The sequence below is a fragment of the Solihabitans fulvus genome, assembly GCF_008386585.1.
GTDB lineage: Bacteria > Actinomycetota > Actinomycetes > Mycobacteriales > Pseudonocardiaceae > Solihabitans > Solihabitans fulvus.
In genome coordinates, this window is the sequence record NZ_VUOB01000067.1 from 38,453 (window position 1) to 59,184 (window position 20,732).

A 20,732-nucleotide genomic window follows, 5' to 3' on the forward strand; every position below is an offset into this window, starting at 1 on the left:
TCCTTCCCGTGGAACTGGTGCCCGTGACCGGCTTCTCACAGTCCATTGAGGACTTGCGTGAGCGCTGGATAGGCGATGAACAACAAGAAGCCCAGGAACAACGCCATCACCGGCAGCGACATGCGTTCCGTCGCGGCGGTGGCGTCGCCCTCCGCGTCGGTGATCTGGTGCGTGCGCAGCGCCCCGGCCTTGGCCGCCAGGCTCGCGCGGACCTTGGCGCCCTCGGTGCCGGCCAGGCTGACCGAGGCGGCCAGCTCGGCGAGTTCGGTGACGTCGAGTTCCTCGCCGAGTTGCCGCAGCGCCGCCCACGGCGTGCTACGGGTTAGCCGGGCGGTGTCCAGAGCGCGGCGGATCTGCTTGAACGCCCAGCCACGGCCGATGGCCACCGAGTCGTTCAACGCGCTGTCCACCCCGGCGCCCCCGGCCAGGGTGATCCACACCAGGTCGAGGTAGGCGGACAGGGCGTGGCGGAACCCGGAGCGCAGCTTCGCCGCGTTCGACCGGGCCTGCAGGTCAGGCAGGACGAACCCGGTCACGGCGAGCACGAGTCCAGCGACGAGGGGGAGTTCGATCCCCAGCGACAGATCGGCCGCGGTGAGCAGCAGTTGCAGCAGCACCGGCGCGAGCAGTGCGGCGATGGCCAAGGTCGCCTTCTCCGCCAGGTGCGTGGCCACCGGCCGTCCGATGACCGCGAGGTCACGGGACAGCCGTTCGCCGGGAAGACCCAGGGACCGCAGCGGAACGATGAACGGGCGGCCGAGCTTCGCGGCCCACCCAGTGTCCTCGGTGGCCAGGATCGGCGTCGGTGCCGGAGGAGTGGTCGTGCGGGCCAGGACCGCGCCCAGCGCGGGACGCGGCGGGAACAACCACACCGCCAACGCCCACAAGCCAACCCCGAGCCCGGTTCCCAGAACCAGTGCGGTGATCACAGGCGTTCCACCCGCCTTTCGTTGCCCTGCGAGGGATCGCTCGCGGCGAGGTCACCGCGGATCGAGAGGAACCGGGTCGGCTCGGTGACCCGCGCGATCCGCACCAGCCAGGCGAACCCGAGGGAGAACAGCACGCCGATGATCAGCAGCACGACCTGCCCGCCCGCCGAGTCGTAGGCCGACAGGTACGGGCGGTTGAGCAGCACCACGGCGACCGCGAAGCCGATCGTGGTGCCCACGATCACCCGCACCGAGGTGCGTGTCCGGGCGCGCCCGGCTTCCACGCGCATCCGCATGGAGGCTTGTTCACGGGCGGCGTGGGCGAGTGACCCGAGCAGGTCGCCGAGCTGGCGGGCTTGCTGCTCGGCGGCGAGCACGAGCGCGGCGATCACCAGGTCCCCGGTCGGGTCAGCGAGCCGGTCGGCCAGGGCGCGCAGCGAGGGTGCGAGGCGGTCGCCGTTCTCGATGCGGGCGGCCAGCCCGGTGACCTCGGCGCGGATGGCCGGCGGCGACAGCGGCGCGGTCGCCAGGATCGCCTGTTCCAGCCCGGCGGCGGCCGACAGGGTGTCGCGCAGCATCTCCGTCCACGTCGCGACCGCCTCGATCCGGGCGACCCGTCGGGCGTGTTCGGGATCGCGGCCCAGCACGCGGGGCAGCGCCCAACAGGCCAGCCCCGCCAACACGGCGCCGACGACCCAGCCGGTGGCCAGCCCGGTCAGCAGCCCGATCACGACCGCTAGGCCGATCCGGAGGACCTGGCGCTGATCACCAGACGCATCGGGTCGGCGACGCAGCTGGACGCGGCGAGGTCGGGCGGCATCGACGCCGCGCCAGCCGATGATCGCCAGGAGCAGGCCCACGCCGACTCCGAGGCCGAGCAGCGCGGCCAGGGCAGTGCTGAGGGTGACGGTCATGGTGCACACCAGCCTTCGGACTGCTCCAGCACGACAGGGTCGAAGCCGACATCGACCAGGTCGTCGAGGTTGTCGGTGCGCATCGACCCGGCCACCGGCCGGGCGCGCCGGTCTGGACCGGGGCGGTAGATCTCGTTGGAGATGACCTGGGGGCCATCGGCGCCGACAACCTCGCGGATCGAGGACACCACCCTGGTGGTGCGGTCGATGCCGCGCGTGAGGTGCACGACGAAATGCACCGCCGAGGCGACCAGCAGATTGGTGGCCTCCAAGGGAAGCCGCTCGACACCTTGCGCGGCATAGGAAGCCAGGCGGGTGAAGGCGATCCTGGAGCTGGAGGCGTGCAGAGTGGCCATCGAGCCGTCATTGCCTTGACTCATGGCGTTGCACATCGGGATGACCTCGGGACCCCGGATCTCGCCGACGATCACGCGGTCCGGGCTCATGCGCAGGCCCCAGCGGACCAGTTCAGACTGGGAGATCGCGCCTTCGCCCTCGATGTTGGCCTCGCGGGCTTGGAAGGCGGTCACGTCGGCGTGGATGTCCGGGTCGATCTCCAGGCCGAGTTCGAAGGCGTCCTCGATGGTCACGATGCGCTCCATCGAGTCCATCTCCGCGGCCAGCGCCCGCAGCAGGGTGGTCTTGCCTGCGCCGGTGCCGCCGGTGATCAGCACGTTCTTCTTGGCTCGCACCAGTGCGCGGAGGAATTCCTGCAGCCCGGCGTCGATCGTGCCCCGCGAGCGCAGCTCGGGCAGGGTGACGGTGAGGTAGCCGTGCCGGCGGATCGACAGCGCGCTCACCCCGCCCGCGGTCAGCCCCATCACCGCGAACAACCGTTCCCCGCCGGGAAGCTGGAGATTGACCGCCGGGGAGCCCTGGTCGAACCGGCGTTCCTGACTGGACGCGCGGGCGGCGAGCATCCGCACCAGGTCGGTCAGCTCCTCGTTCGATGAGGCGATCGGGGCGACCTGGGCGCGGCGGCCGTCGTTGTACTGGACGAAGACCCGGTCGAACCGATTGGCGTTGATCGTCTCCACGGTCGGGTCGTCCAGCAGCGGCTGCAGCCCGGCCATGCCGAACAGCTCGTTGATGACCTCGTTGATCACCCGCTGCTCGACCGCCGGGCCGACGAGATCGCGGTCGGCGTCCAGTTCGCGTTCAGTGTGCACGGCGACCGCGTCGTCGAGGATCGCCTGCGCCAGCTCACGCCGGGCCTCTCGGCTGACGGAACCAGTGCGCCGCTGCTGGGCGTCGACCCGTTGCGGCAGCTCGGTTCCCAGGGTGTCGCGCAGGTGCTGGCGCAGCCGCCCGATGGCGGCCGACATGTCGACCGGCTCCGGCGCCCCGAACACCTCAGGCGCGGGCGCGCCGATGTAACCCGGAGCCGCCGCTGGCTGGGTGGGCGGCCAGCCACCGTGCGAGTGATCCTGCTGCTGGTGGGGGCGCAGCGGCACAGGGGGCGGATAGCCGTTGCCGTTAGGCGGGTAGGTCATGACGCCGCTCCTGGCTGGGGACTGGTGTCGGGGAAGGTCGGGTGACCGGGTGGAAGCGGCGCGGACCGGACACCGTTGACCGACACCGGGCCGCCCGGCACACCCGGCACCGCCCGCAAGACCGGCACCGGCCGGTGGGGGACTGGCGCTTGGTGCGGCAGTGCGCGTGGCGGTGCCTGCTGTGCCGCCAACACTGTCGCGACCTTGTGGGCGAGCTGGCCCAGCGGCGAGTGCGCGGGTCCGCCGCGGCCCCGCCGAAGCGAGTGGGGGCGCCCGCACAGCACGGCGGCGCCGCGAGGGTCATTCGGTACCCGGCCCAGCGGGGGCACGCCCAGCTCGCGGGCGACCTCGGCCAGGGAATAGCCGTCGCCGACCAGCAGCATCACCGGGTGTGGCGACCACCGGCCGATCGCCGGCAACCGGCGTGGCAGGTGCGCGAGGTCGTCCGCGTGCGCACCGGTCAGCAAGACCATCGCGTCCGCGGCGCGCACGATCGGCAACGCCGGGGACCCGGTGTCGATACGTCCGCAGTCCACGATCAGCACCGCGTCGGGCACGTTCCCTGCCGTCCGCAGGACGCCTGCCCCGGCGGCGGGGTCGGGGGTCAGGGCGGACAACGCGCCTCGCGCCCGGTCAGCGTCCGGGGGTGCGGTGACCACGGGCAGCCCGCCGGGCAGGGCCTGGGCGTGCTGCCACACCAGCGCCGGGTCCGCGCTGCGGCGAGCCGCCGCGGCCAGGCTCAGCAGCCCTGGCGTGGATTCCAGCGAGAACCGCGCTGCGAGGTCACCACCGGAGGTATCGGCCTCGACCAGCACCGGGCGACCCGGTGCCGGCCACCGCGCGGCCAGCGCCGTCGCGAAGGTGGTCACTCCCGGCGAGCCCTTCACCGACACGACCGCGACCAACATCAGCGACCACCTCCCGAGACCATCACCACGGACAACTGCCCCGCCGGCACGGCGGCGATCTGGCGGGCGGCGGCCTCACCCAGCTCGACCGAGATCACCGTGGTCTGTTGGTTGGGCGGCGAGGTCACGCTGGTGACCACCGCCGGCCACACCGTCGAGGCGTCCGGCGTCGGCGGGTTCGCCACCGCGGCGCCTGCCTGGCCGGGCACGAACACCACCGAGACGTGCGAGCCGGGCGCGACCTCGGGCGGGAACTGCCCGGACTTCAGCGGCAACGCCGCAAGCGCCTGGCCCGCCGAGGGGAAACCGCCCGAGCCCACCGCGTCCGGGGTGAGCAGCGCACCGGCGTACAGGCTCGTGGACATCGTCTTGCCGACCACCCTGGCCGCTTGACTGGCGTCTACAACGGACACACCGGGATCGACGGCGACGTTGACCTGCTTGAGATCCTGCGCGGTCAGCACCTGCCCGACCGACACGGACTGGGCCAACGCCAGCACGGGCTCCCGGTTGCCGGAGTTCCGCGACACCACCAGGAACACCGCCGCGCACACCAGCACGAGCAACACGCCCAGCAGCAGGTGTGGCAGGCTGCGCCGTCGGCCGCCGCCGCGCAGCCGAGAGGCGGGCGGCTTCTTGCCGTCGGAGACCCACGGGCCGCCGGTTGAGCCCAGTGGCCGGCTCGTGTCCGGCTGGGTCGTGATGTTGGTGCTCACGCCGGTACCTCCAGGCATGGGTCTGCTACGCCGCGTCGCCAGGTGGTGATCGGCGAGCGGAGGATTGTGGTGCTGGTGTTTGTTGTTGTGTTGCGGTCGGACTGCCCGGTGGGGGTCAGCCGCCGTTGTTGAGGGCTTGGGATTCGGCGACCCGGAAGGCCGCGTTGCCGTTCGTGGTCAGGTCCGGGAACACCCCGCCCTGGCCCGCGCCCGCCCACGTGACGGTCCAATGCACGGTCGCCGTCACGGGGAACACTTGTCCCGCTTGGCTTGCCGAGGACGTCCGGTAGGTGTGACCACAGTCGGGAGAGGACGCTGTCGGCGCGGTTCCAGGGTGGAACGGGGTGCCCGCGCCGGTGCAGGTGACCGTGCTGCCGTCACCCATCGACCACGTCACGGACGTCGGTGTCGCGGTCGCCGTCACCGACACGCCGGGGACGGTGGCGGTCGCGGAGACCGGTCCCCAGCCGCTGGACAGCCACATCCAGGTCGGGAGGTTGACCAGTTGCTCGCCCGCGGGGTTCGCCGCGATCGACGGCGTGGGGAACCGCAACTGGTTGCGCGCTATCTGCGCCAATTGTGCCGGGGACTGCAGCGGCGGGGCACCGGGTGCGGGTTGTCCGTTGGCGATCCAGACTGGCGGGTGATAGAGCCCATCGGTGATACCTGCGGTGGCGCACTTCCAGAGATACCAAGAGCCTTGCTGTCCCGGAGCCGGTCCGGCGGCTGGTTGTGCTGAAAGGTCGACGTTCGCTACCGGGCGCGTGAACGCGACCAACTGGACGGTGGTGCCGCCGGAGGGCGACGGTCGGTGGTATGCGGCTGTGGTCGCGCCGGCAGGTGGCTGGTATTCGCTGGGCACGTAGGAGCAACTCGCCAGATTCGAGCTGCCACCGATGATCGTGTCGCCGCCACTGTTTCCGCCGGTGCCGCTTCCGTTGTTGCCCGAGCCGTCGTGGCTGGGCTGCTGATCGCCGCCTTCGTGACCGCCATCTTGGTTCCCACCGTTGCCGCCCGAGCCCGCTCCGAGTTGACAGTCCGGCGTGGGACTCTGGCCGCAGGTCACGTTTCCCCAGCCGTTGGCGAAGGCGGGAGCCGCGCCCGCCAACGCGAGCACGACCGCAGCACCAGCGACTACTGACGCGCGCCTCAACATGATCCGACCGCCTGGATTCCGAAGTCGGTGACCTTCCACGAGCTGTCCGCCTGCTTCTGCACTGTTGCCTTGACGAACTGGCGCCCGCCGGGGCCGTCATTGGCTGGTTGTCCGTTGTCGGCGCGGTACTTCAGGAAATGGGTCGAGTCACCGCAGTCGTTGACGATCACCGTGACCGGGTTGGCCAGCGGATCTACTGATGCCACCGTGGGGTTGAGGACGGGCTCGCCCTTAGTTACCAGGCCGTTGTAGTGATCGGCATACATGCCGCGGCTCAATGTCGATAGCGCCAAGCCGGTGGCGTACCGGCCCAGCTTGGGCGACTGCCAGTCCGAAGTGGTCCCGGCCGCGACGAAGTCCTGCCACATTCCTCGGTAGGCGGTGAGCGCGGCCTGCTTGGCTTGGTCCACCGGGCTCATGGGCGTGGTAGGTGCCGCCGATGACGGCACCGAGGGCGTCGAGGTGGTCGGCGTCGGATCACTCGGCGTCCCCGAGCTGCACGAGGTGAGCGCGACCGCTACCGTGCTGATCACGAACAGCGTCGTGATCCGGCTGCCCCTCGTGCCGGAGATCGGTCCCCTCGTCACAAGTCACCCCCGGTTTCAAGCGAAGATCGTCTCGAATCTTCGTGGTACCTACCACGTCTACACCACTGCCCCCCAGTGACTTCAAAGTCTGAAAGCACTGACTTTGAAGTCGGAATGGACCCACCTGTGGCAGATTCACCCTTTCGGGCGAATCATGTCACTATCCGAGTTTGCGATGAGGGACTCTGGTAGCGGGACCTGCGGCTTCTTGGGGGTGAAACGAGGACGCGACCGGCGGATTCTTGGGGGCGATGTGATGTCAGCTCGACTACCGAACGTCGCCCATGGCGGTGCGGGCTGATGTCCGCCGTGTTCATCGCCTCGTGGACGGCTGCCGGAATCTTCGTTGGCGTGGTGCTGGCGGCCTATCTCCGACGGCTGCTCACGTCGGCACCGACTGGAGTGCTTGCGGCGAAGTGCGCGGCCCCGCTGCTGACCGCGTTCGCGTTCGGCGTGCTGGCCTGGCGCTTCGGTCACCAGTTCGACCTGCTGCCCTACAGCGTGCTCGCCGCCTTCGGTGTCGCGCTCGGCTTGGTTGACCTCATCGAGCAGCGGCTGCCCAGTGTGCTCATCTACTCCGGGACCGTCCTCGTCGGCGCCTTGCTGGCGACCTCGGCGATCCTGTACTCCCGCGGACCGGACTTCCTGCGCGCACTCGCCGGCATGGCGATCCTCGCGGCGTTCTACCTCATCCTCGCGCTGGCCTCCAGAGGAGGACTGGGCGCGGGCGACCTCAAGCTCGGGGGTCTCCTGGGGCTGGCCATGGCGTGGCAGGGTTGGCCGACCCTACTGGCAGGCACCCTGGTTGGTTGGCTTCTGGCAGCGCTTGTTCGGATCGTGCTGCGGGCAGGTGGACGCGTGGCACGAGACGTGAGCATGCCGCTCGGCCCGTACCTCTTCGCGGGTGCCTTCGTCGCGGTCTGCATCAGCCCCATGCCCTGACGGTCAGCGAGACGCGCGTACGACTCGGTCTTCGCGGCCTGCGGACCCGCGCGGAAGGCACTGTCGGATCGTGATGTCGTCGGGACCACCGCACCGCGCATCGAGGCCGTTCGACGCACGCCTACCTGGCTTTCGGAGACGTCATCCGGTCCAGCCCGCGCAGTTTGTGGATCAGCTCGACAGGGGTGAGCTGGCACAGCTGCGCCATGTACTCCAGCGCGGACAGGTCGAGGTGCACGTCGTGGCTGGCGCCGAGGGGGAGCTGGTCGAGTCGGTCGCGGGCCCAGCGGCGCAGCGGCAGCAGTTCGCCGTGGTCGTCGGCGGCGATGGCGGTGAGGTCGAGGCGGATGTGTCCGGGTGGCGGGTCGGTGAAGACCTTCTCGTGCACGCGTTGCAGGACCTCGTGGGCGGGCACGTTCAGGGCGTGGCAGATCTCCACGAGGCGGATCACCGAGCACTGTCTGGTGCCGAGTTCGTAGGTGGCCAGCGTCTGGAGCGAGATGCCGCTCTGGAGTCTGCGGTTGAGCTCCTTGCGGGTCCAGCCGCGTTGCTTGCGCAGCGTGCGGAGTTCGTCTCCCAGCACGCGCTGGTACGCAGCTGTGTCGATCTCCACGTCGCGTCCACCACCCAATCACACTCGTGTTCTGCTGGCCGCCGGCCAGAGTTCGTCCGCACTCGTCACGCCGAGGTGTCGATGGCGTTCACCGCGCGAGGACCTTGTCCGGTCACAGGGCTGCCTGTTCATGGTTCGACGCCTCGATCGAGGTGTGTGGCGTGAGCCCTATCGAGTAGCGAGATCAACTCGTTGCCTGCGACCGCGATTGACCTCAGTCGGGCGTAGATCTCTTCGTATTCCTGGACGTCTTCCGGGTTGAGGATGCGTGCGGTGCCGGTCATCGTCTCCAGGACCGCCGACGTCCGCACCGATGAGGATCCGGGGAAGCAGAACGTGGGGGTGCTGTGGAGGGTGAAGGCGAAGTCCACGAGCGCTGCGGTGATGGTTGTGGGGGCGGGAACCACTGCGAGGTCGATGTTCGGGTGCTGGGCCAGCACGCGCAGTCGATCGATCTGGGCAGCCGTGATCGCGTGGCTGCCTATGGTGGCATTCAGCGCGGATTCGTGGACCACGAATCCGAAGTGTTTGTCTTGATCGGCGAGCACGTGCTGTTGGTGTCGCAGCAGGTCGGTGGCGATGCGACTGTAGTGGCCGGTGATGCCCATCGCCGCGAGCTGGTAGTCGACGGTGCGCAACAACAGGGGCACCGTGAGGGCGGCCACGGCTCGCGTCGTGATCGCCGCACCCTGGGTGCGCCTGATCTCATCGTGGATGGGATGTGAACCACGGTGCAGCAGCACGTGATTGTTCCCGCGCGTGCGCGCCGCGTCCTGCTGAAGCCGTGTCGCGCAGTTCAGCAGCCAGTGTGTGGTCTCCTCATTGGCGTCCAGTGCGGAGGCCAGCGCGCGGGTGTCGTCGACGCTGGGCAGCAGCGTGCCTTTTTCGATCTTGTGGACTTTGGACTGGCTGATGCCGGCTCTCCGCGCGACGTCCTGCCCGGTCAACTCGGCCGTTCCCCGCAGGTCGTGCACCGTCTCTGCCACCATCGCCTTGAGTAGCAACGACTCGATCGCGCGCATCGTGATCCTCCTGTTCCCGGTGCCTTGGCGTGTCGGCGCGTCAACTGGGTCGGGTGCCTTGTGCGCCCTAGGTGTCTGGGTCAGGTCGTCCCGGTCGACGCATCGGCGTGCTGGCGGCAGTTGGCGCGGTGGCGGCAGCGGGAGTGGTGCGGCAGGGTGATGACCGCGCTGCCGATCTGCCACAGCTGACCGGACACGTCGTGTGCCGTGTTCGCGGTGATGCCCGGCGGCCAGTCTGACGACGGGGATGACGACGTCACAGGATGCCCCTCCGGCTGTGTCCGCGAGATATCGCGTCTCCTCGACGAACCAGACTATCCACGATGGACATCGGAAGCCCGAGCCGCGCGGCGACCTCCTTCAGCTCGGCGTCGGCCGCGTGGTGGGCGGCAAGGATATGGGAGAGCAGTCCTGCGCGCCGGATCCGGCGAAAGCGCCACCAGACCCACAGGCGGGCAGGCAGGAATCGTGACGCGCTCATGGTGTTCCTCCTGTCAGCGTCTCGGCGTAGCGGGCGTGCGCCTGGTCCAGCAGCGGTCGCAGCCGCGCGCCGCCGACGGTCAGCCGCGCCAGGGCGTCGTAGATCTCCTGGTATGCCTGGATGTCCATCGTGTCGATGATGTGTGCGGTGCCGGTCAGCAGCTCCACGACGACCTCCTGGCGCACTCCTTGGGCCGGGAGGTCATAGACGGAGAACGGGTGTTCCAGGGGCGTCGCGACCGGGGTTGCGGTGGGGATCACGGCGATGCTGATGTTCGGGTGCCCGGCCAGCGTCCGCAGGCGGTGAATCTGGCCGGTCATGGTCCGGGCGTCGCGGACGGTGAAGTCGAGCACGGCGGCGGGAAGCACGAACTCGAAGCGCCGGTCGGGGTCTTCAAGAAGGCGTTGCCGATGGCGCAGCGAGGTCAGGGCGGCCCTGCGGTGCGGGGCCGGAAGGTCTGGCTCCTGGAGGGCCTCGTGGTAGGTGTCGGTGCGCAGCAGGTCGGGTACCAGCAGCGTGGCCACGGTTCGGGTGGTGGTCGCGTCGGCGGCGGCGCGGGCGATAGCCCTGTGGTGGCGGTCGGGCCCTCGGTGGAGCACGACCACGCGAGCCGCCGCGTCGGCGCGCAGCGCCGCGATGGTCTCCAGCAGCCATCCGGTGGTCTTCTCGTCGGCGCCCAGCGCCTGGGCGAGCACGGCGACGTCGTCGATGGCGGGAAGCAGCTTCCCGTTCTCGATCTTGGAGACCTTCGACTGGCTCATCCCGGTCGCAGCCGCTACCGCCGGACTGGTCAACGTGGCCTGCGAGCGCAGGCGTTGTAGTGCCTGGGTCAGCATGTCGTGCAGCCGCAGTGACTGGGTGGTGCGCACGGTCAGCTCCTCCTGCTCTCTGGGGCGCGCGGGGACCGGCCCCGGGGACGCACCGTGACCCCGGCCGCGCGCAGACCGTGCCGGATTCGCTGGCTGCTCATGCCGGTCAGTTCGGTGAGCACCTGGATGGTCGCGCCGTGCCGGTAGAGCTCGATCACCTCAGGTGCGGGCGTGTAGGTCTGGCGGCGGCGTGGGCGCCACACACTTGTGCTGTCGATCACTCTCGCGACGTGACGCGGGTGCAGGCCGGTTTCCGACGCGAGTTGGGTCACCGACTCGCCTCCGCCGCTCCGCGCGGCCAGCACCGCCGTGAGGTCGAGGTCAGTCCATCCCAGGTAGGGCGAGCCCTCGCTCCGCACACCGGCCTCGGACAGCAGGCGGCGTGCCATGCTGGGCCGCAGACCGGTCTGGGCGGCGAACCGCGCGAAGGACAGACCGCTGGTGGTCCACCTCAAGGCCAGCCTGTGCGCGACGTCGTGACGGACTCGTCCGCGCAGCCGCCCCACCGGCTCGGTCGGGTTCACGAGGTCACCTCGCCGGGGTCCGACGCTTCCGCATCGGACTTCACCACCCGTCCCTGGACGGTCGGGTGGTCGAGCAGGTCGGCCGCGCCCAGGTAGATGGTGCCCAACTCGATCAGCCTCCCGCCGACCTTGCGGTAACGCTCGACGAGCTCGTGGTCGGTGATGTTGCCGAGCATCCCGACCAGGTCTTCGCTCAGCGCCGCAGCGGCTGCGGGCTCGTCGCGCGCGACGTCTTCGGCCAGGCGCTGCAACAACCACCGCAGGGACGCGTGGGTGTCGTGGTTGTCGGGCCAGGTCATGACGCGCCGCCGTCCGGTGACGGCTTGTCGCACAGGGCCAGGTGTTCCATCGAGCCGTCCTCGTGGTGCACGACAACGGTTCCGTCGGCATCGAGCGCACGGAAGACGAGGTCGCCGAGGCTGATCAGCAGCCATGTCGCCTCGGTGACGGTCACGCGCATGCGGTCGGCTGCGTTGTCCAGCGCGGCGGCCGAGGCAGCGTCGATGTCTACGTTCAGCCCGCGAGGCGGGGGCGTGGGGCTGGTCACGACGCCAACTCCACGCATGCTTGGGAGGATGTGGATCGTTCGACAAACGGGTTGTGGGGGATGCCTTCCGCGTCGCGCCAGGCATTGTCACAGCGCCAGCACGTCCTCCAACATCCAGCGACCTTGGACCACCGTGCCGGCACCCGGGGAATCTCTCTGCGGCACAAGGTGATCCCATGAGTGTTGGGCTCGATGGCGTTGTCGATCGCGTGGCGTCGACCGTCGAAGGGCAGCCACCGGAACCGGCGACCCTCGGCCGTGATCACGACGCACGCCCCGTCACAGCCGCAGCGGTGAGGTCCGCGTCGATCGGCACGCAGCGGCCTCCCGTCCCTGGCTGGCGGGGCACGTGCCCGATCGGCAGGGTTGCCGTGGTCTGCCCTCGCGCGTTCTCGACGGCGGCCGACCATGCCTCCCAGGTCCGCCGGGTGGCAGTCGCGTTCGGTGCTGGGTGCGGCGCGCGGTGCGCGGGAACCCGTGGGAGGACAGGGGGCTCACCGTCGGCGCGCGTGCCGGGGGATTGCACGCGCGCGGCGCGGGTATCGGGGGTGACCCGACTCGACGGTGAGCCCCCCGCGTGCCGTCCGCGTTCGGAACAAGCCAGGGACGCGGACGGCGTTCTGGGAGACAGGCACGCGCGGGCCGAGGGCGGCGCCGTGCCGTTCAGGTTGAGCACGAGCTGCGCGGCCAACGTCTCCACCTCGGTGCCCAGGCGGTAGACCAGCAGCCGCGTCACGACGTAGAGGACCAGCGCGCAGATCAGCGATCCGGCGGCGAGGATCGCGAGCAACATCCAGGCGGGAATCGTCAGGGTGACGTTCATGGCGCCGTCCCCCGGATCCGCAGCCAGCCGGTCTGCAGGGCGTCGCGCAGTTCCCCGTAGTGCGCTGGCGAGATGTAGGCGGCCTCGCCGGGCGGGGCGATCACCGCGATCTGGTGGTCGTCGGTGACCTTGACGTGTAGGTGGCGTGCGCGCCCGGTCGCGTCGCGGCATGGGATGTGCCAGTTCATGATCGCCCGACCTCCTCGTGCACGGCGGCGAGCCGGAACCCACCATCGACCGGCGAGCTGCGTTCGCCTCTCCCCGATACCGAGCGTGGATTCGGATCGCGCCCGGCTGGCCACCCAGCCGAGCCGGTGGCGCTGAGGCCCGCCCCGGACCTGCAACTGTGACGAAGTGGTCCGGGGCGGGTGTCCTACTGAGCGCCGACCAAGGGCCGGACCGTTCGGACATAGGAACGGTAAACCTGACCGGTCAGGTTTACCAACGCCCGACCGGGTGAACTGCCGAGCGTGCCTCGTCGGGCACACTGATCGCGATCACAGAGGAGGATGGATCCATGAGCGGTCAGAGCCCGAGCGACTACAAGATCCGCCTTGGTGAGAAGCTCACCGAACTGCGCGAAGCCGCAGGGTTCAGCCGTCTCGATGCGGCACACGCACTTGAGTGCTCGGAGTCCAAGGTGGGCAAGATCGAGCGAGGCGCTGTAGGCATGTTGCCGGCTGAGCTCGATCGGCTACTGAATTTCTATGGAGTCGAAGGCGAGGACAGGGCCGACCTTCTGCAACTCGGCGACGAGGCACGTCGCAGGCGTCCGAAGACGCCGTGGGGCAGCGCGATCCCCGACAGGTTGCGGAAGTACTTCCCGACCGAAGAGACCGCGACGCTGATCCGCGCCTATCAACCCGAACTTGTTCACGGTCTTGCTCAGACCGAGGACTACGCCAGAGCCATCATCCTCGCCAATCCGCTACATTCCCCGAGAGATGCAGAACGGTTGGTTCAGGCTCGCATGGCTCGGCAAACGCGACTCATGGCAGCCGAGCCTCCGCGTTTGGATCTCGTGTTGAGCGAGGCAGCGATTCGTCGTGCCGTTGGAGGCGCGGACGTGATGCGAGCCCAGCTGATGCGTCTGAAGAGCCTCCAAGCCGTGCCTAACATTACGTTGAGGGTCATACCGTTCGCGGCAGGTGCGCATGCCGCGACTGGCTTTTCCTTCACGCTGTTCACTCCGCCGGACCGGCCGGTCATTGCCTACGTAGAGAACTTGACTGACGGGCTGTTCGTCTCGGACGCGCAACGAGTCGAGAACTACGAGCTGATCTTTGATGCGCTCGGTACCTGCACCTTGTCACCCCAGGACACGCTCGCGCTGGTAGATACTGTTGCTGAGCAACTGTGACGTCTAAACAGAGGAGGGGACGGGCGATGATCCCGGACCTGACGAGAGCGGCTTGGCGCAAGTCAAGTCACTCGGGAGGCAACGGCGGCGAGTGTGTCGAACTCGCGCGCACCCCGACGGTGGCGGCCGTTCGAGACAGCAAGAACCCGGCAGGAGCCGTCCTCGTCTTCGAGGACGGTGGCTTGGGTGAGTTCCTGACGGCAGTGAAGCGAGGGCGCTTCGCCCGCTGAACCCCACTGCCGTAGAACGAGAGGCCGCGCCGAGCTGTCTTGGCGCGGCCTCGCTCGTTTGACCGGCCATGAACGAGCCACTGGAGCCATCCTGCTGCCTGGCCTGATGGATCGTGTGGGCCTCGCGTCGACGTCCGGCCTCCTTCCGTGCGTCCGCGTACTCGTCCGACGGGAGCCTCTACAGACAATTCGCATGATCTCGTCGTACCCGCCCGGTAGCGTCGCGAGCACTGTCAGTAGCCGATCTATCCGGTGGGAGACAAGCATGACGGACGTGCCGGCAGGCGTGAGCGACTCGGATTCACGCTTTGTGCTGGAGACCGGGATACAACCGGCGACAGCGCTCACCCTGTTGGAGCGTAAGGGATACGGGCATCCCGATACCCTTGCTGACCATCTCGCTGAGGAGTTATCCAGGGTCTACGGCCGGTGGACGCTGGAGTACTGCGGCGCTGTTCTGCACCACAACTTCGACAAGTTGGCTTTGTTGGGTGGGGCGACGCAGGTCTGGTACGGCGGTGGCCGTGTCCTGGACGCGGTCCGCGTGTTGGTGAACGGCCGAGTGACGCGCTCCTGCGGCTCTGTGGTCGTGCCGGTGGACGACTTGATCAGTGACACGGTGCGATCGTTCTTCGTGGCCCGCCTTCCCGAACTGGCCGAACGCCTCAGCATCGAGCTCAACATCACCTCGAACTCCAGTCCCGGTGCGGTCTTCGCCGACGGGGGCCGTCCCGAACGCGTGGCGTGGTTCGCGCCCGAGTCGGTAGAGGAGTTGCGCGAGCGCAAGGAGCTGATCGCCAACGACACCTCGTTAGGCACGGGGTGGGCGCCGGAGAACGAGGTGGAGTCCTTCGCCCGCAGCCTGGTGGACCTGTTCTCCACGTCCAGCGACTTCACGGTCACCCGACCGTGGTGCGGCTCGGATGTCAAGATGATGGTCTTGGCTGACGAGGAGCGGCTGGACGTGGTGCTGTGCGTCCCGCAGAAGTCCGTGCACGTGCCCGATCGCCGGGCTTACCTGTCCAACTGCGCTGAGGTCCTCGACGAGTGCTACCGCCAGGCTGCGGTTCAGCTACCTACACGGAAGGCGTCGTTTCGGCTCAACGCACGCGATCTGGTCGAGCGCGACGAGATCTATTTGACTTACTCGGGCAGCTCCATCGAGTCGGGCGACGAAGGTGTGGTGGGGCGCGGCAACCGGGTGAACGGATTGATCACTCCACTGCGGCCGATGAACCTGGAAGGCGCCAACGGCAAGAACCCCGTCTACCACGTGGGTAAGCTCTACAACGTTGCGGCGCAACGTATCGCGCAACGGTTGCACGCTCGCTTCGGTGGGTACGCCGAGGTGCATCTGGTCAGCGCGACTGGCCAAGCGCTTGCCCAGCCATGGCAAACCGTGGTGCGGCTGTCCCGCGCCGAGGTCGCCGACGACGAGGTCCGTGCTGTGACACGGGAAGTTCTGTCGAGCTTCCCGGAGCTGACTCGCGAGATTCTCTACGGCGAGGTGGTCTTGGCCTGAGGTGACCGTCGTGCGGCGGCGGTCAGGATCTCGTTCTCGATGACGTCGGCCAGATGGGGCCAGCCGGGGCCGGACATGCCGGTGTCGACCCAGTAGGCGCGCTGGGCTCGGATGATGCGTCCGAGCCCAGCGGCTGCCATCGGCACGGGCACGCGGCGCAGCACCCGCCGCAACGCCGATCCGCTCGCGTGAGCGCCGGGTCGGATACCGGCCATGACCAGCAGCGTGGCGGTGCGCACGGCGTCGAGGAGGTCGGTGTCCCACCAGGTTGCCGCCAGGCCGAACACCGTGTGCGCCCACGGCTGCGGCGACAGCAGCCAGCACAGCCGTTCGAGTCCGGAGCCCAGGTCGGTAGCCATATGGGAGGGGTCGGCGGTGTTCCACAGCAAGACGGCGTCGGCGAACCCGACACCGTCGCAGGACAGGAACAGCGTGATGCCGCTGACGGGCCCGCGGTGCCAGGTGGCCAGCTCGCCGTCGATGGCCACGCGGCCCGCATGGATCCCCACGGCCGACAAGGCGTCCAACCAGGTGCCCAGTAATGCGGCGTGGTGTTCTGGCCCGGAGATCCGGTGAGTGCAGGAGAGGTTGACGAACGAGGTGAGGTAGCCGTCCCGGAGCCGGCCCTGGTCGTCGCGTTCGCCGGTGAAGCGGACGACCGGCTGCGGAAGGAATCCCTCGCGCCAGACCCGGTCGGCGCCGTCCTTGAGCCACGGGTCGAGCCCCTGGATCGCGGACATGGTCAGGTCGGTGTCGCGGCCCCACCGGATCGGCAGCACGGCGGCTCGGGGCACCCTGGCCGCGGCGAAGACCTGCGCCATCGTGTCGATCACGCGGCGCGGGTGTGGAGCGTGACGGAGCGGCTTCCCTCCGGCCAGCGGAGTGCGGGGCCGCATGCGCAGACCGCCTTCGTCGGCCTCGATGTGCCAGCGACCGCTGAACTGGTTGATCAGACTGTCCAGCAGCCGATCGGCGATCTCGTCGGAGGCGCTGGTTGTCACGGCCTCGACACCAGAGCGAGGAAGTGACGTCGGGGACTGAATTTCTCCAGACCGATCTGTTGCACAAGGCCGGGGTCGAGGCGTTCCGCGACGGTGATCGCCTCGGCCAGCGCGGTGGCGGCGGTCTCGTCGTCCGCACGCGGGTCGACACGGGCGACCGATCCGATGTCGGCGTCGAGCGCGGCCTGCGCGCAGGTTCCCTGCCGCCAGGTCAGGGCGGCGACCGGTGTCCCGCAGCGCAGGGTTTCCCCGAACACCGCGGCGCCGGCCTCGACATAGTCGCGAGCGCACGTGTACACCATCGCGCGGGCACCGCGCAGCGCGTCGAGCTTGGCGGCCCCGGACAGCTCGCCGACGAGGTCGACGTGCGCCGCGCCGAGGATGGCCTCGTGCTGGGCCAGGTAGTCGCGATCGAGGACGGGGCCGATGACGCGCAGCCGGCGCCCTACCTTCGCTGCGGCGAGAGCGGCCAGGTGCGGGGCCTTGTCCTGGTCGATGCGCCCAATCCAGACCAAGTCCTCGCCGGGGAGGACTGCGGGCGCGCCTTCTTCGTGCAGGCCGAACTGCACGCTGAGGTCCTGGTGGGGACGGTGGTCGCGGTAGCGGTCCATCATCTCCGGCGAGTAGCAGTACAACCGAGTCCGGTGGCCGTCGAACGCGTCGGGGGCGTGCTGGAAGTGCGGGTCGTGTTGGAACGTGGCGACATCGCAGTCCAACTCGGCGTGCGTGCGGCGCCACGCCGGCAGCGAGGGGTACTCGTGGCCTACGATCAGCAGGTCCAACTGGAGTCGCGTGAGTTCCTTCATCGCCCGGTCACCGGGGCGCAGGTCCTCCAAACGGACCGGTAATCGCCCCAACCCAGAAGGCAGGTCGTCGCGCCAGGCCGGGCCGAGCAGGTGAACCTCGGCGCCCGCCTGCCGCGCCCCGGTCGCCGCAGCCCACAGCCACCGTTCGATCCCGCCGTAGCCATAGGGCGGGAACGCGTAGCTGGAGGGGAAGTCGCAGACCCCGACCCTCACGCCAACGTGGTGCCGTCGGCGTTGATCTGGCGGTAGCCCAGCAGCGGCACCAAGGCGTCGGGGATCCGGATGGAGCCGTCGGCTTGCTGGTACTGCTCCAGGACCGCCACCAGGGTCCGCCCGATCGGCAGGCCCGACCCGTTGAGGGTGGCGGCGAAGCCCCGCTTGCCGTCCTTGGCCTTGGTGCGGATGCCGGCGCGGCGGGCTTGGAACGTCGAGCAGTCCGACACACTGGAGATCTCGCGGTAGCGCTGCTGGCTGGGCAGCCACACCTCGATGTCGTAGGTGTACTGCGCGGAGAACCCGATATCCCCCGCCGCCAGCGTGATCACCCGATAGGCCAGGCCCAACTCCTTCAAGCACGCCTCGGCGTGACCGAGCATGATCTCCAGCTCCTCGCTGGAGCGCTCGGCCTCCACGACCCGCACCAGCTCCACCTTCGCGAACTGGTGCAGCCGGATCAGCCCCCGGGTGTCGCGCCCGTAGGACCCGGCCTCGGAACGGAAACACAGGGTGTGGGCGGTGTAGGCCAACGGCAGGTCCTCCGCGGCCAGGGTCTCCCCGGCGTGCAGGTTGGTCAGCGGCACCTCGGCGGTGGGGATCAGGAACAGCTCGCGATCCTCCCCGACACCGGTCTTGAACAGGTCTTCTTCGAACTTGGGCAACTGCCCCGTGCCGGTCATGGTTGGCCTGGTCACCAACGCGGGCAGCGAGTACTCGGTGTAGCCGTGGCGCTGGGTGTGCAACTGGAGGAACAGTTGCGCCAGTGCACGCTCCAACTGGGCGCCCACGCCCTTGATCACCGCGAAGCGGGGGCCGGAGAGCTTGGTGGCCCTGGCGAAGTCGAAGATGCCCAGCCGCTCGCCGAGATCGACGTGGTCGACGGGGTCGAAGTCCAAGGCCGGCGGCGTGCCCCAGGTGCGGACCTCGACAGCGAACTCGTCGGAGTTGCCGTCGGGCAGCCGGTCCTCGGGCAGGTTCGGGATGCTCAGGAGGAACTCGTGCAGCTCGGTCTCGAACTGGCGGTGCTGCTCCTCGGCCTCGTGGATCTCGGTCTTGAGCGCCCGCGCCCGCTCCTTGAGCGCGGTGACGTCCTCGCCGCGCTTGGCCGCGGCCGGCAGCTCCTTGGCGATCCGGTTGGATTCCGCGCGCGCGTCGTCGATCTGCTTGACCGCTGTGGTGCGCTGACTGAGCAGCTTGTCCAGGTGCTCCAGGTCCAGCTGGTAGCCCCGGCGAGCCAGCTTGCGCACAGCCTCGGTGGCAGGGTCGAGCAGAACGCGAGGATCGTGCATCAGTGCTCCAGTACGAGTCGAGCTGACGACCTGAGAGTGGCCGACTCCGGTGGGTGATGCTATCCAACTGGGCATATCCGCGGGACGCGACTGGCTAGTTTCGGCGGGTCCGGCGACGGTGAGCCAGCTCGGCCAACTCGGTGTCGGTGAGGATGACCGGGTCGACGTAGGGGGCCTCGGGCAGCGCCGAGCCGTCCACCGGCTCGTCGGGCCCATGCAGGGCCCGGACCACCGAGACAAGCAGCCCGTGCGCCACGACCAGCCTGGGACCGGGGTGAGTGAGGCAGTTCGTCAGTCCTGCGAGCAGCCGGTCGACCGCTCCGTCCCAGGACTCACCACCGCAGGGAGGGACGCTGGTGGAGCCTTGTTCTCGCAGCCACGTGCCGTAGTCCGTCCAGGGACCGCCTTCGAAGCAGCCGTAGTCGATCTCGTCCAAGTCCGGCTCGACGACCCGCTGCACGAGGCGCTCGCCCAGCACTAAGTCGGCGGTTTGCTGAGTGCGGAGGAACCGGCTGGTGACGCTCGTCGCGATGGTGTCCAGCCACCCGGCGGTGAGGGCGACGAGGTGGCATTGCCGCAGGCCGACGTCGTCCAGGGCGATCCGCCGGGTCGGGTCGCCGTTGGTGATGTGTGCGGCGCTGAGCGCGGTGCGCCCGTGCCGCAGCAGGTAGGTGATGCTCACCGACGCGAGCCCAGCACCGGCGACAGCAGCGGTGAGTCGAGGATCTGCAGCATCGACGTCGCCGTGTAGTCGGCGGTGTCCAGGTAGTACAGCGCCCCATCGACGGCCAGCGTCGCCGACCACGCCAACACTTCGTCGACCTGATCGGGAACGTGTTCGTGGCACAGCGCCACCCGCTCGGCGAACCCGGAGGTCGGCGTGTAGTAGACGCACCAGAACGCCCAGTCGAAGGCCGGCGAGCCGATCTTGGCGTGCGGGTCGATGAACACCGCCCGCTGGGCCTGGTCGAACAAGACGTTCTCCGCGTACAAGTCCGAGTGCAGCATGAACGAGGACAGCGACGCCGAGCACAGATCCCGGCACAGCGCCCGCACACTCGAGATTCGACCGGCGCCCACCACGGACCCGTACTGGCGCGCGCGGCGTTCAATCCTTGGCATCACCGAATGCCGGTAGTACTCGGTCAGTAGCGGCACGGCCCGACCGGGAAGGGCCGGGTTCGTGTGCAGGGACGGGATCGCTTCAGCGACCCGCCGGGCATGATCATGAGGGCGCGCCGCGCCTCCGGCGACATCGGCGACGGCCTCGACGAGTAAGACCTGGGCGGTGTCATCAGCGTCGATCAGCCTGCACACCCCAGCGCCTGCCCAATGGCCCAACGCCTCCTTCTCCTGTCGGAAGCGTTCGGCATCGGGCATCGCCTTGATCATCACGGCGTGTCCGGCCCGGGTGTGCCCGACTCCTACGACCGACGTCCACCCCGCGTCGTGGAAGCCGACCACCGTCACGTTCCACCGAGCCGCCACCTCACCAACGATCCGCGCAGCGCGACTCAGCCACGCACCAACACCTGCGCCGTAGTGGTTGGTCAGCCGCTCGATCGCGCCGTCGGGTAAGCCTTCAACCAGCGGCGTCACGCGTTCTCGATCGGATCGCCTGAGGTGCCCGACAGCGCCACCTTCTTGCCTTCGGCCCTGCCAAGGGACGCCGCGAACACCAGTAGGTCGCGCATCGACGGGAACATCGCATCAGGCGTGTCACCGGCCAAGCGGTTGATCAGGTCCTCTTTGTCCGCCGGGCGGCGCACGCGTTGCTCCAACAC

General features: G+C 68.9%; 29 protein-coding genes. 5 read left to right on the forward strand and 24 right to left on the reverse strand.

Annotated features, from left to right (window positions below; translation table 11 throughout):
- Nucleotides 1-35: 35 nt before the first annotated feature.
- The 7 genes from F0L68_RS33415 to F0L68_RS33445 all read right to left on the reverse strand — a co-directional run bounded on the left by F0L68_RS33415 (nucleotide 36) and on the right by F0L68_RS33445 (nucleotide 6,535).
- Nucleotides 36-929: a type II secretion system F family protein gene (locus tag F0L68_RS33415; protein ID WP_149853875.1), complete on the reverse strand. Its 894-nt coding sequence runs from the start codon at nucleotides 927-929 to the stop codon at nucleotides 36-38.
- The gene (locus F0L68_RS33420; protein WP_149853876.1) at nucleotides 926-1,843 is read right to left on the reverse strand and encodes a type II secretion system F family protein; all 918 of its coding nucleotides are present in this window, start codon (nucleotides 1,841-1,843) and stop codon (nucleotides 926-928) included. Before F0L68_RS33420 ends, F0L68_RS33415 begins: the two co-directional genes overlap by 4 nt.
- Entirely contained in the window at nucleotides 1,840-3,168 is a 1,329-nt protein-coding gene (locus tag F0L68_RS33425; protein ID WP_438672340.1) for a TadA family conjugal transfer-associated ATPase, read from the reverse strand. Before F0L68_RS33425 ends, F0L68_RS33420 begins: the two co-directional genes overlap by 4 nt.
- Before the next feature lie 164 nt (nucleotides 3,169-3,332).
- Nucleotides 3,333-4,244: a CpaE/TadZ family protein gene (locus F0L68_RS33430; protein WP_149853878.1), complete on the reverse strand. Its 912-nt coding sequence runs from the start codon at nucleotides 4,242-4,244 to the stop codon at nucleotides 3,333-3,335.
- Nucleotides 4,244-4,960 (reverse strand): SAF domain-containing protein, encoded by a 717-nt coding sequence (locus F0L68_RS33435; RefSeq protein ID WP_149853879.1) that lies wholly within the window; start codon nucleotides 4,958-4,960, stop codon nucleotides 4,244-4,246. Before F0L68_RS33435 ends, F0L68_RS33430 begins: the two co-directional genes overlap by 1 nt.
- 115 nt (nucleotides 4,961-5,075) lie before the next feature.
- Nucleotides 5,076-6,077 carry a hypothetical protein gene (locus F0L68_RS33440; RefSeq protein ID WP_223199357.1) on the reverse strand — a complete coding sequence of 334 codons (1,002 nt, stop codon included), beginning with the start codon at nucleotides 6,075-6,077 and terminating at the stop codon, nucleotides 5,076-5,078.
- 32 nt (nucleotides 6,078-6,109) lie between these two features.
- Complete coding sequence (locus F0L68_RS33445) at nucleotides 6,110-6,535, reverse strand: hypothetical protein (protein ID WP_223199358.1); 426 nt, start codon at nucleotides 6,533-6,535, stop codon at nucleotides 6,110-6,112.
- Here F0L68_RS33445 and F0L68_RS33450 point away from each other — a divergent pair.
- Nucleotides 6,534-6,782 (forward strand): hypothetical protein, encoded by a 249-nt coding sequence (locus tag F0L68_RS33450; RefSeq protein ID WP_149853881.1) that lies wholly within the window; start codon nucleotides 6,534-6,536, stop codon nucleotides 6,780-6,782. The two genes, F0L68_RS33445 and F0L68_RS33450, sit on opposite strands and share 2 nt — an antisense overlap.
- A 221-nt stretch (nucleotides 6,783-7,003) precedes the next feature.
- On the forward strand, nucleotides 7,004-7,645 hold the full coding sequence (locus tag F0L68_RS33455) for a prepilin peptidase (protein WP_149853882.1): 642 nt from the start codon (nucleotides 7,004-7,006) through the stop codon (nucleotides 7,643-7,645).
- Between the two features lie 121 nt (nucleotides 7,646-7,766).
- On the opposite strand, the gene F0L68_RS33460 is transcribed toward F0L68_RS33455, so the two are convergent.
- The 11 genes from F0L68_RS33460 to F0L68_RS33505 all read right to left on the reverse strand — a co-directional run bounded on the left by F0L68_RS33460 (nucleotide 7,767) and on the right by F0L68_RS33505 (nucleotide 12,712).
- Nucleotides 7,767-8,258 carry a helix-turn-helix domain-containing protein gene (locus F0L68_RS33460; protein ID WP_149853883.1) on the reverse strand — a complete coding sequence of 164 codons (492 nt, stop codon included), beginning with the start codon at nucleotides 8,256-8,258 and terminating at the stop codon, nucleotides 7,767-7,769.
- 128 nt (nucleotides 8,259-8,386) lie between these two features.
- A complete protein-coding gene (locus F0L68_RS33465; RefSeq protein ID WP_149853884.1) occupies nucleotides 8,387-9,280 on the reverse strand; it encodes a Scr1 family TA system antitoxin-like transcriptional regulator in 894 nt (297 codons plus the stop codon).
- A gap of 80 nt (nucleotides 9,281-9,360) precedes the next feature.
- Nucleotides 9,361-9,540, reverse strand: coding sequence for a hypothetical protein (locus tag F0L68_RS33470; RefSeq protein ID WP_149853885.1), 180 nt, complete (start codon nucleotides 9,538-9,540; stop codon nucleotides 9,361-9,363).
- Nucleotides 9,537-9,761 carry a hypothetical protein gene (locus tag F0L68_RS33475; RefSeq protein WP_149853886.1) on the reverse strand — a complete coding sequence of 75 codons (225 nt, stop codon included), beginning with the start codon at nucleotides 9,759-9,761 and terminating at the stop codon, nucleotides 9,537-9,539. Before F0L68_RS33475 ends, F0L68_RS33470 begins: the two co-directional genes overlap by 4 nt.
- On the reverse strand, nucleotides 9,758-10,630 hold the full coding sequence (locus F0L68_RS33480) for a Scr1 family TA system antitoxin-like transcriptional regulator (protein ID WP_149853887.1): 873 nt from the start codon (nucleotides 10,628-10,630) through the stop codon (nucleotides 9,758-9,760). Before F0L68_RS33480 ends, F0L68_RS33475 begins: the two co-directional genes overlap by 4 nt.
- Before the next feature lie 2 nt (nucleotides 10,631-10,632).
- Nucleotides 10,633-11,154, reverse strand: coding sequence for a hypothetical protein (locus tag F0L68_RS33485; protein ID WP_149853888.1), 522 nt, complete (start codon nucleotides 11,152-11,154; stop codon nucleotides 10,633-10,635).
- The gene (locus tag F0L68_RS33490; RefSeq protein ID WP_149853889.1) at nucleotides 11,151-11,453 is read right to left on the reverse strand and encodes a hypothetical protein; all 303 of its coding nucleotides are present in this window, start codon (nucleotides 11,451-11,453) and stop codon (nucleotides 11,151-11,153) included. The genes F0L68_RS33485 and F0L68_RS33490 overlap by 4 nt, the downstream gene beginning before the upstream one ends.
- On the reverse strand, nucleotides 11,450-11,719 hold the full coding sequence (locus tag F0L68_RS33495) for a hypothetical protein (RefSeq protein WP_149853890.1): 270 nt from the start codon (nucleotides 11,717-11,719) through the stop codon (nucleotides 11,450-11,452). Before F0L68_RS33495 ends, F0L68_RS33490 begins: the two co-directional genes overlap by 4 nt.
- Nucleotides 11,698-11,967 carry an HC3 family zinc finger protein gene (locus F0L68_RS33500; RefSeq protein WP_223199359.1) on the reverse strand — a complete coding sequence of 90 codons (270 nt, stop codon included), beginning with the start codon at nucleotides 11,965-11,967 and terminating at the stop codon, nucleotides 11,698-11,700. The genes F0L68_RS33495 and F0L68_RS33500 overlap by 22 nt, the downstream gene beginning before the upstream one ends.
- Complete coding sequence (locus F0L68_RS43830; protein ID WP_223199360.1) at nucleotides 11,964-12,524, reverse strand: hypothetical protein; 561 nt, start codon at nucleotides 12,522-12,524, stop codon at nucleotides 11,964-11,966. Before F0L68_RS43830 ends, F0L68_RS33500 begins: the two co-directional genes overlap by 4 nt.
- On the reverse strand, nucleotides 12,521-12,712 hold the full coding sequence (locus tag F0L68_RS33505; RefSeq protein ID WP_149853892.1) for a hypothetical protein: 192 nt from the start codon (nucleotides 12,710-12,712) through the stop codon (nucleotides 12,521-12,523). The genes F0L68_RS43830 and F0L68_RS33505 overlap by 4 nt, the downstream gene beginning before the upstream one ends.
- A 329-nt stretch (nucleotides 12,713-13,041) precedes the next feature.
- Here F0L68_RS33505 and F0L68_RS33515 point away from each other — a divergent pair, with 329 nt between their 5' ends.
- The 3 genes from F0L68_RS33515 to F0L68_RS33525 all read left to right on the forward strand — a co-directional run bounded on the left by F0L68_RS33515 (nucleotide 13,042) and on the right by F0L68_RS33525 (nucleotide 15,636).
- On the forward strand, nucleotides 13,042-13,884 hold the full coding sequence (locus tag F0L68_RS33515; RefSeq protein ID WP_149853894.1) for a helix-turn-helix domain-containing protein: 843 nt from the start codon (nucleotides 13,042-13,044) through the stop codon (nucleotides 13,882-13,884).
- 26 nt (nucleotides 13,885-13,910) lie between these two features.
- On the forward strand, nucleotides 13,911-14,114 hold the full coding sequence (locus F0L68_RS33520; RefSeq protein WP_149853895.1) for a DUF397 domain-containing protein: 204 nt from the start codon (nucleotides 13,911-13,913) through the stop codon (nucleotides 14,112-14,114).
- A gap of 265 nt (nucleotides 14,115-14,379) precedes the next feature.
- Nucleotides 14,380-15,636 carry a methionine adenosyltransferase gene (locus F0L68_RS33525; RefSeq protein ID WP_149853896.1) on the forward strand — a complete coding sequence of 419 codons (1,257 nt, stop codon included), beginning with the start codon at nucleotides 14,380-14,382 and terminating at the stop codon, nucleotides 15,634-15,636.
- Here F0L68_RS33525 and F0L68_RS33530 read toward each other — a convergent pair.
- The 6 genes from F0L68_RS33530 to F0L68_RS33555 all read right to left on the reverse strand — a co-directional run bounded on the left by F0L68_RS33530 (nucleotide 15,612) and on the right by F0L68_RS33555 (nucleotide 20,729).
- A complete protein-coding gene (locus F0L68_RS33530; protein ID WP_149853897.1) occupies nucleotides 15,612-16,637 on the reverse strand; it encodes a hypothetical protein in 1,026 nt (341 codons plus the stop codon). The genes F0L68_RS33525 and F0L68_RS33530 overlap by 25 nt on opposite strands.
- Nucleotides 16,634-17,656 carry a glycosyltransferase family protein gene (locus F0L68_RS33535; RefSeq protein ID WP_149853898.1) on the reverse strand — a complete coding sequence of 341 codons (1,023 nt, stop codon included), beginning with the start codon at nucleotides 17,654-17,656 and terminating at the stop codon, nucleotides 16,634-16,636. The genes F0L68_RS33530 and F0L68_RS33535 overlap by 4 nt, the downstream gene beginning before the upstream one ends.
- A complete protein-coding gene (gene serS, locus F0L68_RS33540) occupies nucleotides 17,653-18,948 on the reverse strand; it encodes a serine--tRNA ligase (RefSeq protein WP_149853899.1) in 1,296 nt (431 codons plus the stop codon). The genes F0L68_RS33535 and serS overlap by 4 nt, the downstream gene beginning before the upstream one ends.
- Before the next feature lie 94 nt (nucleotides 18,949-19,042).
- Nucleotides 19,043-19,630 carry a histidine phosphatase family protein gene (locus F0L68_RS33545; protein WP_188316961.1) on the reverse strand — a complete coding sequence of 196 codons (588 nt, stop codon included), beginning with the start codon at nucleotides 19,628-19,630 and terminating at the stop codon, nucleotides 19,043-19,045.
- On the reverse strand, nucleotides 19,627-20,547 hold the full coding sequence (locus F0L68_RS33550) for an aminoglycoside phosphotransferase family protein (protein ID WP_149853900.1): 921 nt from the start codon (nucleotides 20,545-20,547) through the stop codon (nucleotides 19,627-19,629). Before F0L68_RS33550 ends, F0L68_RS33545 begins: the two co-directional genes overlap by 4 nt.
- Nucleotides 20,544-20,729, reverse strand: a complete 186-nt coding sequence (locus F0L68_RS33555) for a DNA phosphorothioation-associated 4-like protein (protein WP_149853901.1) — start codon at nucleotides 20,727-20,729, stop codon at nucleotides 20,544-20,546. Before F0L68_RS33555 ends, F0L68_RS33550 begins: the two co-directional genes overlap by 4 nt.
- Between the last annotated feature and the right edge of the window lie 3 nt (nucleotides 20,730-20,732).